The 13,756-nt window shown below is 71.4% G+C and carries 16 protein-coding genes; 3 read left to right on the top strand and 13 right to left on the bottom strand.

All coding sequences use genetic code 11. The annotated features are described in order from the left end of the window. Nucleotides 1-220: 220 nt before the first annotated feature. The 10 genes from ACZ514_RS26795 to ACZ514_RS26750 form a co-directional block, all read right to left on the bottom strand. Entirely contained in the window at nt 221-1,009 is a 789-nt protein-coding gene (locus ACZ514_RS26795) for a hypothetical protein (RefSeq protein WP_469125862.1), read from the bottom strand. Further along, nucleotides 1,006-1,800: a hypothetical protein gene (locus tag ACZ514_RS26790; protein WP_469125861.1), complete on the bottom strand. Its 795-nt coding sequence runs from the start codon at nt 1,798-1,800 to the stop codon at nt 1,006-1,008. Before ACZ514_RS26790 ends, ACZ514_RS26795 begins: the two co-directional genes overlap by 4 nt. Continuing rightward, nucleotides 1,797-2,546: a hypothetical protein gene (locus ACZ514_RS26785; RefSeq protein ID WP_469125860.1), complete on the bottom strand. Its 750-nt coding sequence runs from the start codon at nt 2,544-2,546 to the stop codon at nt 1,797-1,799. Before ACZ514_RS26785 ends, ACZ514_RS26790 begins: the two co-directional genes overlap by 4 nt. A 170-nt stretch (nt 2,547-2,716) precedes the next feature. Continuing rightward, a complete protein-coding gene (locus ACZ514_RS26780) occupies nt 2,717-2,980 on the bottom strand; it encodes a DUF3099 domain-containing protein (RefSeq protein ID WP_468701665.1) in 264 nt (87 codons plus the stop codon). A 112-nt stretch (nt 2,981-3,092) separates the two neighbouring features. Further along, on the bottom strand, nt 3,093-3,383 hold the full coding sequence (locus ACZ514_RS26775; RefSeq protein WP_030030422.1) for a DUF1416 domain-containing protein: 291 nt from the start codon (nt 3,381-3,383) through the stop codon (nt 3,093-3,095). Nucleotides 3,384-3,447: 64 nt separating this feature from the next. Beyond that, on the bottom strand, nt 3,448-4,293 hold the full coding sequence (locus ACZ514_RS26770; protein WP_468174181.1) for a sulfurtransferase: 846 nt from the start codon (nt 4,291-4,293) through the stop codon (nt 3,448-3,450). 198 nt (nt 4,294-4,491) lie between these two features. Further along, nucleotides 4,492-4,575 carry a putative leader peptide gene (locus tag ACZ514_RS26765; RefSeq protein WP_350206375.1) on the bottom strand — a complete coding sequence of 28 codons (84 nt, stop codon included), beginning with the start codon at nt 4,573-4,575 and terminating at the stop codon, nt 4,492-4,494. A 162-nt stretch (nt 4,576-4,737) separates the two neighbouring features. After that, nucleotides 4,738-5,445 carry an LmeA family phospholipid-binding protein gene (locus ACZ514_RS26760; RefSeq protein WP_468174183.1) on the bottom strand — a complete coding sequence of 236 codons (708 nt, stop codon included), beginning with the start codon at nt 5,443-5,445 and terminating at the stop codon, nt 4,738-4,740. A 102-nt stretch (nt 5,446-5,547) separates the two neighbouring features. Next, nucleotides 5,548-7,377, bottom strand: coding sequence for a hypothetical protein (locus tag ACZ514_RS26755; RefSeq protein ID WP_469125859.1), 1,830 nt, complete (start codon nt 7,375-7,377; stop codon nt 5,548-5,550). Between the two features lie 10 nt (nt 7,378-7,387). Next, nucleotides 7,388-7,642 (bottom strand): MoaD/ThiS family protein, encoded by a 255-nt coding sequence (locus tag ACZ514_RS26750; protein ID WP_361608620.1) that lies wholly within the window; start codon nt 7,640-7,642, stop codon nt 7,388-7,390. 478 nt (nt 7,643-8,120) lie between these two features. On the opposite strand from ACZ514_RS26750, the gene ACZ514_RS26745 reads away from it, so the two are divergent. Both ACZ514_RS26745 and ACZ514_RS26740 read left to right on the top strand, forming a co-directional pair. Beyond that, nucleotides 8,121-8,939, top strand: a complete 819-nt coding sequence (locus ACZ514_RS26745) for a response regulator transcription factor (RefSeq protein ID WP_468701670.1) — start codon at nt 8,121-8,123, stop codon at nt 8,937-8,939. Nucleotides 8,940-8,963: 24 nt separating this feature from the next. Beyond that, nucleotides 8,964-9,986, top strand: coding sequence for a LacI family DNA-binding transcriptional regulator (locus ACZ514_RS26740; RefSeq protein ID WP_468701672.1), 1,023 nt, complete (start codon nt 8,964-8,966; stop codon nt 9,984-9,986). A gap of 432 nt (nt 9,987-10,418) precedes the next feature. On the opposite strand, the gene ACZ514_RS26735 is transcribed toward ACZ514_RS26740, so the two are convergent. After that, nucleotides 10,419-10,673 carry a hypothetical protein gene (locus ACZ514_RS26735; protein WP_469125858.1) on the bottom strand — a complete coding sequence of 85 codons (255 nt, stop codon included), beginning with the start codon at nt 10,671-10,673 and terminating at the stop codon, nt 10,419-10,421. 303 nt (nt 10,674-10,976) lie between these two features. Beyond that, a complete protein-coding gene (locus tag ACZ514_RS26730) occupies nt 10,977-11,756 on the bottom strand; it encodes a GntR family transcriptional regulator (protein WP_468701986.1) in 780 nt (259 codons plus the stop codon). An 18-nt stretch (nt 11,757-11,774) separates the two neighbouring features. Between ACZ514_RS26730 and ACZ514_RS26725 the strand changes: the two genes are divergently transcribed. Further along, nucleotides 11,775-12,281 (top strand): NUDIX hydrolase, encoded by a 507-nt coding sequence (locus ACZ514_RS26725; RefSeq protein ID WP_469125857.1) that lies wholly within the window; start codon nt 11,775-11,777, stop codon nt 12,279-12,281. A gap of 476 nt (nt 12,282-12,757) precedes the next feature. Here ACZ514_RS26725 and mshD read toward each other — a convergent pair whose 3' ends face one another. Then, nucleotides 12,758-13,687, bottom strand: a complete 930-nt coding sequence (mshD, locus tag ACZ514_RS26720; RefSeq protein ID WP_468174206.1) for a mycothiol synthase — start codon at nt 13,685-13,687, stop codon at nt 12,758-12,760. Nucleotides 13,688-13,756: the final 69 nt, after the last annotated feature.

Below are 13,756 nucleotides of genomic sequence, written 5' to 3'. Positions count from 1 at the left end.
TGGGCGGACGCTCAGCGCTGACCCTGGTACAGCTTCTTGACGGCCAGGGCGGTGAAGGCGAGTACGCCGACGCAGACCAGGACCAGCAGGGAGGTGAAGACTGCCTCAAGCACGGGGTGCTCCTCGGAGGTTTCGGTGCGGGTGGACGGGCCGGTCCCCAAGCCTACTGGCCCGGGGACCGGCGCACGCTGCGAGGTGGGCCGTACCGGCCCCCTGCGGTTCAGCTCAGCAGCTGCTGCTGGAGGATCACGGCCTGGTGCAGCGGGACGGCCCCGGCCGCGCCCTTGCGGGTCTGGAGGATCACGGCCTGGATGTCCCCCGACTGGACGCACCCGACCCTGGTCTGTTCGTCGCCGGACGGAACGGGTTCCTCCAGGACGGTGACGCCGGTGGGGTCCGGCGCCCCCTCGGCGACGCCGGCCTTGCCCCAGGCGTCGTCGGTCTGGAGGGGGTGGACGCCGTTCAGCTTCATGTCGGGGCCGCAGCCGGTGAAGGTGTCCGCCAACCCGGACGCGTGGAAACGCAGCAGGTAGACGCGGGTGCGGGTGCCGTCCGGGGTGGTCCAGCCGCGGCCTGCGATCTGGCGCAGCCCGTTGTCGGTGAGCCCCTGCTTCATCCCTTCGCGCGCGGAGCCCTCGTACTCCTCCAGGAAGGTGTCCACGCTCACCGCCGAGTCCTTCTCCGGCTTCAGGCCGGTGTCCGGGGCGGATCCGAGCGGGGCCGGGAGGAGCAGCTGGGTGAGGCCGGCGAAGTGGATGCCGTCCTTGTTGTCGGCGGCGAAGGGCAGCGCCGCGCCGGGGGGCAGGCTGGGCTTGACCAGTGGTGGGTAGGTCCACCGCCCGTCGTCCAGGGTGGACAGTCCGGGCACGTCGGTGCGCTCGGCCCGGGTGATCCCGTACGCGGTCCCCGCGCCGGCGACGCCGAAGACGAGGACGGCGGCGGTCCAGCGCAGCACGGCGCGCGGGGTTCGGCGGTCGCGGGGGGCGGCGGGCATGTTCTGCTCGGTCACGCGGACTCCCCGGGGGCCTTCAGGTGGGCCAGTTGGTTCTTGAGGAACCCGGTGGCTTCGGACCAGGAGAACTCGGTGCCGATTCCGTCGACGGAGAACGTGGACCCGTAGGCGCGGAAGTTCACCAGCACGTCTCCCTGGACGGCCACGCAGTAGAGGGAGTTGCCCGCTCGCTTCCCCTCGCCCACCGGCAGCCCGGAGCACTTGGCGTCCGGGAAGCCGTCCACCCGCGGTGCGCCGCCTTCACCGCCGGGGTAGTCGAGAAGTTTCTTGGCCACCTCGGAGAACTTGCCCACGGCCTGCGGGTCGGCCTGCATGAGGCGGATCTCGACCACCGGACTGCCGGTGTCGGCGACGTAGCTCCGTCCCGCGAGGCCCTTGAGCCTGAGGTCGGCCAGCAGGTCGTCACGCTTCTTCCGTTCCGAGCTGGACAGACCCTTGCGGGCCTCCTCGAGGCCCTCGACGGCCTTCTCCCCGGAGAGGTAGTAGTCGTTCCCGTCGCCCGCGAGGTCTGGTCCCAGGACGAACCCGGACGGGACCGGGAGCAGCCTGCCCGAGAGGGCGTTGGCCGGTACCGGTTCGGGCTTCGTGGCCTCGGGCGGCTTCCCGCCGGCCTCGACCCAGTAGGCGGTCGGCGCGGTCCGGTCGGCGGTCGCGAGGGCGGAGGACGCCCAGATCCCTCCGCCGACGAGGACGGCGGCGACGGGAGCCGCGACGAGGGCGGCCGTCTTCCTGCGGCGCACCGTGCGCACCGTCTTGGAAGCCGTCGTTTCGGTCTGCGGCTCGGTCACAGTCGCTCCAGCTGTCGCTTGGCCAGGTCGATGACGTCGTTCTCGGCGAAGCGGCGGCCGCGCGTGTCGACGTAGTAGAGGTCCAGGACGATGTCGCCGCGGCGGACGAGGGCCCGCCCCTCGCGCGTGGGGAGGTAGCCGGGTTCCTGACGGACTTCCGATGCCACCCAGACATGCCCGAGTTCTGCGGGGACGCCGGGAATCGCCACGCCGGCGTTGCCCGCGTACTCCTTGTCGTCCATGTAGCCGGCTTGTCTGTTCTGGTATCCGTTCGCGCCGGAGAAGTCGCGGAACTGCACCAGCCGGATCTCGACCAGGACGTCGTCCTTCGTCCAGAGGGTCGTCGCGACGCGGCGGATCCCGTCCTTCGCGAAACTGCGCAGGACGGAATCCGGACTCTCGAAACGTGTCACGAAGGAGTCGAGGCCGACATAGCCGCGCTCCTCGACCTTCGCCCCGGCCGGTGCCTCGATCAGGAGCTTCGTGAGGTCGTCGTCGGTCTTGTGCCAGCGGTTGGCGTTGATCGTCTTCGCCGTCGTCGCGTAGTCCGGCGCCAGCGGCTTCGGGGAGTCCAGCTTCTGCTGCGCCAGAGGCGGCAGGGGCGTGGGCGGGCGGTGGTACTGGACCGCGTAGCCGGTGACGGTGCCGGCGGCCGCGCCCAGCGCCAGGGCCGCGGCGAGCAGGGGCGTCGTATGCCCGCGGCGGCGCGGGGCGGAACCGGGCGGGACGGATACGGGCGGAATCACCGTGTCAACCGGCTTGGTTTCCGGCGTGCCCGGATCCCGGTTTTCGATTTCCAAAATGGGGTCCCCCCACAGGACTGGAGCCGCGGGATCGTTCGCCCGCGCACATCCAAGACACCCTGCTGCGGGGACCCGTTGTACGCATCCTTATTACGTTCTTATAGAGGAGTGACTCAGTCCCCCGGGCGCCGTTTCCCGTCCAGTTCGTCCCACCACTCGTCGGACTTCGGATCGCCCGAGGGGTCGTCCCACCAGCGGTCCTCCGGCCCCCGCCGGTTCGCGACCATCGCCGCGACCGGCGGGATGACCATGGCGACCACGCACAGCGCGACCGCCGCCTCGACCGAGAACAGGCGCACGTACGACCAGGCGGAGACGAAGAGGAACAGGCATACGCCCATCAGCAGGAGATAGGCCCGCCGGCGCCGCGCGTACATGCTTCCAGCGTAGGCCCCGACGCGGACGGCGCGAAGGGCCGCACCCCGTTCCAGTGGCGTCCAACCCCCTGGGGTGCGGCCCTTCGGCCGGTTCGGCTGTCGGTCCGGAGTATCAGACCGCGATGGCGACGTCCGTCACGCCGCCGGCCTCGGCGACCACGACGGCGCGGTCGGCCTGGGCGCCCGGGACGAGCGCCCGCAGCGTCCAGGAGCCCGTGGCCGCGTAGAAACGGAACTGACCGGTCGCGGAGGTGGGGACCTCGGCGGTGAACTCGCCGGTCGAGTCCAGCAGGCGGACGTACCCGCTGACGGGCTCACCGTCCTTGGTCACCTGGCCCTGGATCGCGGTCTCACCGGGCTTCAGCGTCGCGAGGTCGGGCCCGCCGATCTGTGCTCCACACATGTTCTCTGTCCTGTCCTGGAGAAGTTCTGCTGCTACGGGGACGGGCGTCGCGTGCCCGGCCGGATTACTTGTTGGGGCCGAGCTCGATCGGCACGCCGACGAGCGAGCCGTACTCGGTCCAGGAGCCGTCGTAGTTCTTGACGTTCTCCTGGCCCAGGAGCTCGTGCAGCACGAACCACGTGAGCGCGGAGCGCTCGCCGATGCGGCAGTAGGCGATGGTGTCCTTCGCCAGGTCGACCTGCTCGGCCTGGTAGAGGGCGGTCAGCTCCTCGTCGGACTTGAAGGTGCCGTCGTCGTTGGCGTTCTTCGACCACGGGATGTTGCGGGCGCTCGGCACGTGGCCGGGGCGCTGCGACTGCTCCTGCGGGAGGTGCGCCGGGGCGAGGAGCTTGCCGGAGAACTCGTCGGGCGAGCGGACGTCGACCAGGTTCAGGGAGCCGATCGCGGCGACGACGTCGTCGCGGAAGGCGCGGATCGAGGTGTCCTGCGGCTTGGCCTTGTACTGGGTGGCCGGGCGGTTCGGGACGTCCTTGCCGTCGACCAGGTCGCGGGAGTCGAGCTCCCACTTCTTGCGGCCGCCGTCGAGGAGGCGGACGTCCTGGTGGCCGTAGAGCTTGAAGTACCAGTAGGCGTAGGCCGCGAACCAGTTGTTGTTGCCGCCGTAGAGGACGACGGTGTCGTCGTTGGAGATGCCCTTGGCGGAGAGGAGCTTCTCGAAGCCCTCCTGGTCCACGAAGTCGCGGCGGACCGGGTCCTGGAGGTCCTGCTTCCAGTCGATCCGGACGGCGTTGGTGATGTGGTTCTTGTCGTACGCGGACGTGTCCTCGTCCACCTCGACGATCACGACGTTGGCGTCGTTCAGGTGGGCCTCGACCCAGTCGGCGTCTACGAGGACGTCGCTGCGGCTCATGGTGTTCTCCTCCGGGGCAGTTGCGGCGGGGCCGTGCTGGGGCTGCTGCGAGCGGGCGGTGCTGGTGCGTGGCGTTCCGGGTGCGGCGCTCCGGCCCTGCGCGGGGAGGCGTCGGGGGGCGGGAGGCTGGTGCGCGGCGGTGCGGTCACGCGGGATGAAGGGCCGTCGGTCCGGCCGGCGGAGCGGAAGGCTCACGCCTCACATGGAGCGACAGAGCATGGCGGCGACGCGACACAGGTCCACTGCCCGCCGCTTCGTGAGGTCCGCCTGCTGATGCTTCATAGCCATGGATCGTAGGGACGAACGGGCCGCCCTGTCACCGGCGTGTCATATACCGAGACAGGATCGTCCGGATGGCGGGATGAGAAAGCCCCGGACGGCCGTCGCACGGCCTTCCGGGGCTGTTCGTGCGGCCCGTCCTCCTGCGGATCGGACCACGTCGTCTCACGATCCGGCCAGGGACACGTCCGATCCGCTCAGCGCGAGGTGGACGCCGGACTCGTCCGAGGTCAGCGACGCGAGCTTGAGCCCGGCCGGCAGCCCGTCGTCGATGCGGCGGTCGAAGTCGGTCCGCTTGCGCACGGCGCTCTCGATCCCCGGGATCCCCTCACCCGGCACGGAGTCCGCGCGCACCCGGACGACCTTGGTGCTGCCGGAGTCCACCAGGGCGACGGTCGACACCACGCTGCGGGTGACCGTCCGGCCGAGGAAGTCCACGGTCGCGGTGACCTTCACCTTGTTCGGCGCCCCGCCGTAGGTGAGGACCACGCCGTTCTGGGAGGCCTTGGTGAGGTCCTCGTACGTGATCAGCGCCGTGCCCTCGGCCCGCGCGGCGGTGCCGCCGCTGTAGCTGTCGTTCAGCCTCACCTCGTGGAACGAGGCCTTCAGCTCCGAGAGCCGCGTCTTGCGGCCGTCGGCGGTGACGTCGACGCCCGCCACCTTCAGGTCGACCTGGTCCAGATCGTGGCTGAGCGCCTGGGTCAGGAAGGGGAAGCCGTGGATCTCGACCTCGGTACTCCCCGCGAGGCCCTGGTGGGCCTGGACGCGGTCGGCCAGCCGGTCCTCGGCATAGCCGACCGCCCAGCGGTCGACGCCCACGAACAGCCCTCCCAGCACCACGCCGATGATCACCACGACACGTAGGAAACGCACGTGCCCCTCCCCCTGCTAGTCGGTACGTGCGTTCTAGTGGACCATGACCGGCCGTGAGGGCGGGATCAGCGCCGGGGCTCCCGGGCTCCCCCGGCCCCGGCGTCAGCCGACGACGCGGCCCATGAGGTACACGGCCGGAGCCGCCGCGGCCAGCGGCAGCGCGACACCGGCCGTCATGTGGACGAACTTGGACGGGTAGTCGTACGCGGCCACGCGCAGCCCGATCAGGGCGCACACCCCGGCCGCGAGGCCCACCAGCGCCCCGCCGGCGCCGAGCCCGGTCAGTCCGCCCACCGCGATGCCCGCACCGGCCGCGGCGGCCAGCGACACGCCGACGGACGGCACGGTGGGCAGCGGCAGGGCCCGGGCGAACACCGCGACCGCGACGGCCGCGGCACCGGTGATCACCGGCTTCCCGTCCGCCGCGAGGAAGCCCGCGCACACGATGGCCAGCGCGGCGGAGGCCACCGACGCCATCAGCCCGTACATCCGCTCGTCGGGGTCCGCCTGGCTGCGCAGCTGGAGCACCAGCGTCAGCAGCACCCAGGCCCCGAGGGTGCCGATGATCGCGCCGGGTCCGTACGTACGGTCCACCGCGAGCACCGCGCCGTCGGCGACGAGCGCTCCCGCGAAGGCCAGGACGATGCCCTGACGGGCCGGCCACATGCCGTTGAGGCGGAACCAGCCGGCCGCGGTGAGCCCCTGGAGGGCGATCAGCGGGACCAGCAGCGCCCACTGGCCGAACGCCGCCGCGCCCGCCATCAGCAGACCCAGGGCGGCGGTCAGTATGGCCGACTGCGGTCCCGGGTCGATGATCGGCGACCGGCCCTCGGCGCGGGCCTGGGCGGGGTCGACGGCGCGCAGGGTGTTGCCGCCGAGGGTCGGCGGCGAGTACTCGGCGGCCGGACCGGACCGCGGCCGGCGCTCGGGCTCCGCCGGCTCGGGCTCCGCCGGCTCGAACTCCGCCGGCACGGGCGGCAGGTACGCCGTCTGCGCGACGGCGTCGTCGTCGGAGAAGGCCCCGGCGGGCCAGGCACCGGACGCGGGGCCCTGCTCCCGCACCGGCGGGAGATACGCGGTCCGCTCGGCGGCGGAGTCGGGGGCGGCGGGGGCGGTCCGGGGCTCGTCCCGGAACCAGCCGTCGGGCGCGGCGCCCTGCGCCGGCACCGGCGGCAGGTACGCGGTCTGCTCGGCGGCACCGGCGGACTCGCGCACCGGCGGGAGGTACGCCGTCTCCGCGGCGGCGTCGGAGCCCGGGCCGTCGGCCCAGGGCGCGGCCGGCGCCTGCGGCTGGTGCGGTTGCTGGTGGTGCGGTTGCTGGTGGTGCGGTTGCTGCTGGTGGTGCGGTTGCTGCTGCTGCGGCTCGTCGCGGAACCAGCCGTCGGGCACGGCGGGCTGCTGGTGGGGCTGGTGGTACTGCTGGTGCTGGTGCTGGTGCTGGTCCGGCTGGTGCTGCTGCTGCGCCGGCACGGGCGGCAGGTACGCCGTCTGCGCGGCGGCGTCGGCGGCCCAGCCGCCCTGCGCGGGAGCCTGCTGCGGCTCGTCGCGGAACCAGCCGTCGGGCACGGCGGGCTGCTGGTGCTGCTGGTGCTGCTGCTGCTGGTGCTGGTCCGGCTGGTGCTGCTGCGCCGGTACCGGCGGCAGGTACGCCGTCTCGGCTGCGGCGGCCGCACCGGCCCCGGTGGCGTCCGGCCACGGCACGGCGCCGCCGACGCCCTGCCCCCACTGCCCCTGCGCGCCCGGACCCGCGGCCTGGGCCTGGGCCTGGGCGGCCGGCTGGCCGGGCACGGAGCCCAGCGGCGGCTGCACCGGCTGGTACCCGGTCTCCCACGTGTCGGACTGCCAGGTCTGCGTCGCGTACGGGTCCTGCTCGGCGTCCTGCTGCTGCCGCTGCCGCTGCTGTTGCTGTTGCTGTTCTTCGGGAGTGCTCATCGGTTTCCGCTCACCCGCCCGCGAACGGCGGGAGCACCTCGACGGTGCCCCCCTCGGTCAGCAGGACGGCATCGTGCGGGCGCTTGCCCACGGGCTCGTCGTTCACGAGGAAGGAGCAGCGCTGCAGGACCCGGGTGAGTTCCCCCGGATGGCGGTCCCGCACGGCGTCGAGCGCCTCGGCCAGTGTGTGCGCCGAGTACGGCTCCTCCGCCGTCTCGGCGGCGGCTTTCGCCGCCGCCCAGTAGCGGATGGTTCCGGTTGCCACTGCAGCTCCTATCGGTCGGCTCCGTCGGCTCTCTACCGTCGGCCTCCATGATGACCCCTCTGGCCCGTCACCACGGCGTGCCTCCGCGCGCCGTCCGTGCGCCCGGAGGGGCCTCGGGGCGGGCCGGCGGACCTCTCGATCCGGCGAAACCAGGGCATACGCAGGAGGAAGGCGTGGCGCGAACCACAGAATGCGGTGCACGGCAGCCCTCGGCCCCGAAAGGGCCGGTGGGCTATTCTGGCGGCGTAGAGGATCCGGGCAACGTAGCCCCCGGGTCCTTTTGTGCTTTCAGCACGTTGAACGGACCGAGAACAGAGGTATCCATCCGGACCCCAGGGCGCGGGGGACGCGGCGGCTGCCAGGCACGACGTACGAAGCAGTACCACGCACGTCCTCGACGGGACCGAGGAGGAACCGACGTGATGGACCAGCGAAGCAAACAGGAGCAAGGCCGCCGGACCAGGGCAGGTGGTCGGGCATGAGCTCTCTCCTCCTGCTGACCAATGCCCTCCAGCCGTCGACCGAGGTGCTGCCCGCACTCGGCCTGCTGCTGCACAACGTCAGGGTGGCCCCCGCCGAGGGCCCTGCCCTGGTGGACACCCCCGGCGCGGACGTGATCCTCGTCGACGGCCGCCGCGACCTGCCGCAGGTGCGGTCGCTGTGCCAGCTGCTGCGGTCCACCGGACCGGGCTGCCCGCTGGTCCTCGTCGTCACGGAAGGCGGCCTCGCCGCCGTCACCGCCGACTGGGGCATCGACGACGTACTCCTCGACACCGCCGGCCCCGCCGAGGTCGAGGCGCGGCTGCGGCTGGCCACCGGCCGCCAGCAGCTCGGTTCGGACGACTCCCCCATGGAGATCCGCAACGGCGACCTCTCGGTCGACGAGGCGACGTACAGCGCGAAGCTGAAGGGGCGGGTCCTGGACCTCACCTTCAAGGAGTTCGAGCTCCTGAAGTACCTCGCCCAGCACCCGGGCCGGGTCTTCACCCGTGCGCAGCTCCTCCAGGAGGTGTGGGGCTACGACTACTTCGGCGGCACCCGCACGGTGGACGTCCACGTACGGCGGCTGCGCGCCAAGCTCGGCCCCGAGCACGAGTCCCTGATCGGTACCGTCCGCAACGTCGGCTACCGCTTCGTCACCCCGGAGAAGGTGGAGCGGGCGGCCGCCGAGGCCGCGGCCCAGGCGGCCGCCAAGCAGGCTCCGGCGCAGGCCCCGGACCGTACGGAGGAGGCCGTCCCCCGTTCGGAGGAAGCTCCTGTGACCATCCCGTCGGCCAAACACCCTGCCCAGAGGTAGGTCACCCCGCGTAGACTTCCGCGCGTGGCCAAGGTGACGCGGGATGACGTAGCGCGACTTGCGGGTACTTCTACCGCCGTCGTGAGCTACGTCATCAACAACGGACCCCGGCCGGTCGCCCCGGCCACGCGCGAGCGTGTACTCGCCGCGATCAAGGACCTGGGCTACCGCCCGGACCGGGTCGCGCAGGCGATGGCGTCCCGACGCACCGACCTCATAGGCATGATCGTCCCCGATGCCCGCCAGCCGTTCTTCGCGGAGATGGCGCACGCGGTCGAGCAGGCCGCGGCCGAGCGCGGAAAGATGGTCCTGGTCGGGAACTCCGACTACCGGGACGAGCGAGAGGTCCATTACTTGCGTGCCTTCCTGGGCATGCGGGTGTCGGGACTGATCCTGGTCAGCCAGGGCATGAGCGAGCGCGCCGCGTCGGAGATCGACGCGTGGGACGCACGGGTGGTGCTGCTGCACGAGCGGCCCGAGGCCATCGACGACGTCGCGGTCGTCACCGACGACATCGGCGGCGCGCAGCTCGCCACCCGGCACCTCCTGGAGCACGGGCACGAGTACGTCGCCTGCATCGGCGGCATCGAGAACACCCCCTCCGTCGGCGACCCGGTCGCCGACCACGTCGAGGGCTGGCGCCGGGCCATGCTGGAGGCCGGTCGGCCGGTCGAGGGCCGGCTCATCGAGGCCCCGTACAACCGCTACGACGCGTACCGGGTCGCCCTGGAGGTCCTGGCCCGGCCGGACCGGCCGACGGCGATCTTCTGCGCGACGGACGACCAGGCCATCGGGGTGCTGCGCGCCGCCCGGGAGCTGCGCATCGACGTGCCCGAGCAGTTGGCGGTGGCCGGCTTCGACGACGTCAAGGAGGCCGCCCTCACGGACCCGCCGCTGACGACGATCGCCTCGGACCGCCCGGCGATGGCCCGCGCGGCGGTGGACCTCGTCCTGGACGACGCCCTCCGCGTGGCGGGCTCCCGCCGCGAACGCCTGAAGCAGTTCCCGTCGGCCCTGGTGATCCGCCGCAGCTGCGGCTGCCGGTAGGCCTCGCGGGGTCGGGGAGGCGGTAGCCCCTCGGGCGGTGTCACAGTCGGTTTGGGGGTTTCCCGTCAGTCCCATCGTCCTTCCGTGTCGGGCCGGTCCCTCAAGGGCGCTCCTTCGTCGCGTCACTGCGTGATGGCCTTCGGCCACCCTTGACCGACCGTCCCGCCCCGGAAAGACAAGGACTGCCGAGAACCCCCCAAAGAAACGGGACGGTCCAGAGGGGAAGGACTCCGGAATCAGCGATGAGGCGGGGTAGGCCGGGCCCTGACCGTGTCCTACATGCGGGCCCCCAGAGAGGCCCGGCGGTCCACCTCCACGCACCAGATCGCTACGCGCTCCTCCCGGCATAGCGTCCGGCGACCGTCCGGGGCCGATCCCTGCACGAAATGACGATCAGAGCCCCATCCGGGAGCGGTGGGGCGCGTCAGATCGCTACGCGCTCCTCGCATCCCCGCGTCTGACGGCCGTCTGGGGCTGGTCGAAGGCGGGCTCGACGTTGCCCACGGCCGTGGTGAACTCACGACCCGAGGCGTTACGGATGTACGCGAGCTCCATCCAGCGTTCGACACCGGTGTCCGAGACGTTCTCGTTGATCACCGCCATGAGGATGCCCTCGACGCCCGAGGCGATGTCGCGGACGCGACGGCGGAGGAGGCGGTGGGGCACGTACGCGTAGCACTCACTCACCGGACGCCCCCTCGAAGGAGCTGACGAAACGCTCCCAGCCGGCCAGCGCCCGGTCGAGCAGTTCCGAGCTCGGCTCGATCGCCGCGACAACCCTCACAGAGGGGGTGTAGTCGTCGATGCCCGGGAGACATGAGGTTCCTCCCGGGCGGTCGGGGACCTGACACATGTGGCCGCTCCTCTAAAGAGGTTGGACTCCTTCACTCATGTACATGAGTGACATGAAGAAGAGTGGCCGACTCCTATACATGAGTCAACCCACCGTGAAGGTGACTTCACAGCGGGTTGAGGGAAGCGGTGTGACCGTCAGCTGGTGGCCGGGATACGGAACTCGAAGACGAACTGGTCAGCCGCCATGAGGGTGTCGCAGACTTCCACGACGCGGCCCGTGTCGGTGACCGCGTTTCTCAACAGATGCACCACAGTGGCTCCGGGGCTCAGAGCCAGCTCTGATGCCTCGGCCTTCGCAGCGGGCCGCGCCTGCAAGGTCTCCACGAACTCGGCGAAGGTGTGGCCGTGCTCCTCGAGGCGGGCATAGATCCCGCCACCTCCGGGGTTCTCGGCGAAGAGTTCCGGAATGTCGCGCACCACGTCCCACGGCAGGTAGGACGTCGCGGTTTCCACAGGAATGCCGTTGCGGAAGTACAAACGACGGCGCGCGAGCACCTGAGTCCCCACGTCCACGCCAAGCCGCTGGGCGATTGTTTCCGGGGCCTTGACCGGCCCGATGTAGACGACGCTGACCTTCGCGGCGGCCCCGGACTGCTCCGACTCGGCCAGATAGGCGGCTTTGCCGCCCTGCCGGAGCGAGCGACGGAAACGATCAGATGAGCGATGGCGCACCGGCGGCCGGTCCTTCACGTAGGACCCTTTGCCGTGCCGGGTGTCCACGAGACCGCTGGCGCGGATCTCCAGCATCGCCTTGCGCACCGTCCCGCCCGAGACGCCGTAACACTCGGCCATCTCGGCCTCGCTCGGCACCTGGTCTCCCGGCTTCAGAACGCCGGTGCGAACCTGCTGGATGATGTCCTCGGCAATCTGCAAGTACCGAGGAACCGCCTTGTCTCCTCCTGCGGCTGCTCCCATGGTCCTTCACTTCCTCCTATGCTCATGTACATGAGTAACAGCGTCCCGTCGGGCAGGTCAACGCCGCGCCACTCCGTGTCGGTTGCCGGAGTGGTGGTGCGTGATGACGGCCGACTGCTGGCCATCCGCCGGGCTGACAACGGGATGTGGGAGCTGCCCGGCGGAGTGCTGGAGCTGACGGAAACCCCGGAGGACGGGGTGTGCCGGGAAGTACGCGAGGAAACCGGCATCCATGTCGAGGTGGACCACCTCACCGGTGTGTACAAGAACGTCACGGCTGGAGTGGTGGCACTGGTCTTCCGCTGCAAGCCTTCCGGCGGCACAGAACGCGTTTCCCGCGAAAGCACGGCGGTCCAGTGGCTCACGCCACACGAGGTGGCCGAGCGCATGTCCGAGGTCTACGCCGTCCGGCTCCTGGACGCCCTCGACGGCAACGGCCCCCACGTGCGAAGCCACGACGGCCGTCAACTGCTCACGGACCGGCCCCAGACGGCCGTCAGACGCCGGGATGCGAGAAGCCCGTAGCGATCTGACACGCTCACCGGTCCCGGACGGGGCCCTGATCGTCATTTCGTGCGGGTATCAGCCCCGGACGGTCGTCGGACGCCATGCCGGGAGGAGCGCGTAGCGATCTGACGCGCCCGGCCGCCCCCCTCGCTGCTGTGGTCGGCGGGGGGCGAGAGGGCCAGGCTCCTGACCCTGGGGCAGGCGGTCAGGGGCCCGGATGCCCGGCGGGGTGACGCCCGTCCACCCCGTCTCATCGCTGATACGGGGGTCCTTCTTCTCTGGACCGTCCCGTTTCTTTGGGGGGTTCTCGGCAGTCCTTGTCTTTCCGGGGCGGGACGGTCGGTCAAGGGTGGCCGAAGGCCATCGCGCAGCGACGCGACGAAGGAGCGCCCTTGACGGGCCGGCCCGACACGGAAGGACGATGGGACTGACGGGAAACCCCCAAACCAGCCCTGACACCGCCCCTGGGGCTACCGCCCCCGCCCCGCCTCCGCTCAGCTCTCCGTGCGGTACATCAGGTCGATCTCGTGCGTCGTGAAGCCCAGCCCCTCGTACACCGCCAGCGCCGCCGGGTTGTCCGCGTCCACGTACAGCATCGCCGTCGGCAGGCCCGACTCCGCCAGGTGGCGCAGGCCGATCGCCGTCAGGGCCTTGCCGAGGCCGCCGCCCTGGGCGCCCGGGCGGACGCCGACCACGTAGACCTCGCCGAGCTGCTCCTCGGCGTGGACCTTGGTCCAGTGGAAGCCGACCAGTTCGCCCTCCCGCTCCGCGAGGAAGAAGCCCTTGGCGTCGAACCACGGCTGCGCGATCCGGTCGTCCAGGTCCCGCTGCGTCAGGGCGCCCTGCTCCGGGTGGTGGGCGAAGGCGGCCGCGTTGGCGGCCAGCCAGGCGGCGTCGTCCTGGCCGGGGACGAAGGTGCGAATCGTCACACCGGCCGGCAGCACCGGCGCGGGCAGGGGTGCCGCGTCGGGTCCCAGGGGGCGGCGCAGCTGGCGCAGTTCGCGGAAGAGGGTCAGGCCGAGCACCTGCGCGAGGTGCCGGGCGGCGGACTTGCCGCCGTGGGCCCACACCCTGATCCGCTTGCCGGAGGCGTGCAGCAGGGCGGTGCCCAGGGCGCGGCCGTGGCCGCGGCCGCGCAGGGCGGGGTGGACGACGAGCTCGGCGGCGGGGGCCTCCACCGGGTCGGTGTCCTCCAGTTGCCCGTATCCGCACAGCCGGCCGCCGTCGGTGAGGAGGAAGTGCCGGATCCCCTCGCGCGGTCCGCCGCGCAGCTGGAGGCGTCCCTGCTCGGAGACGGCGGTGGTGCCGTCGGTGCGGGCCGCCTCCGTGATCAGCTCCAGTACGGAGTCGGCCTGCTCCTCCGTCAGTTCCTCGAGGATCTCAATCTGCCGTCCCGGCTCCAGGGCCGCTGCTGCGTCAGTCATGTTCCGAGCCTACGGCGCCGCCGCCGGGGGGCGTGCGTAACCAGCTCGCAACCCGGCACCCCCTGTCGT

Source organism: Streptomyces sp. NPDC034086 (genome assembly GCF_055575515.1).
Note: the sequence above shows the minus strand (reverse complement) of the source record. Positions and strands in the feature narration are given on the sequence as shown.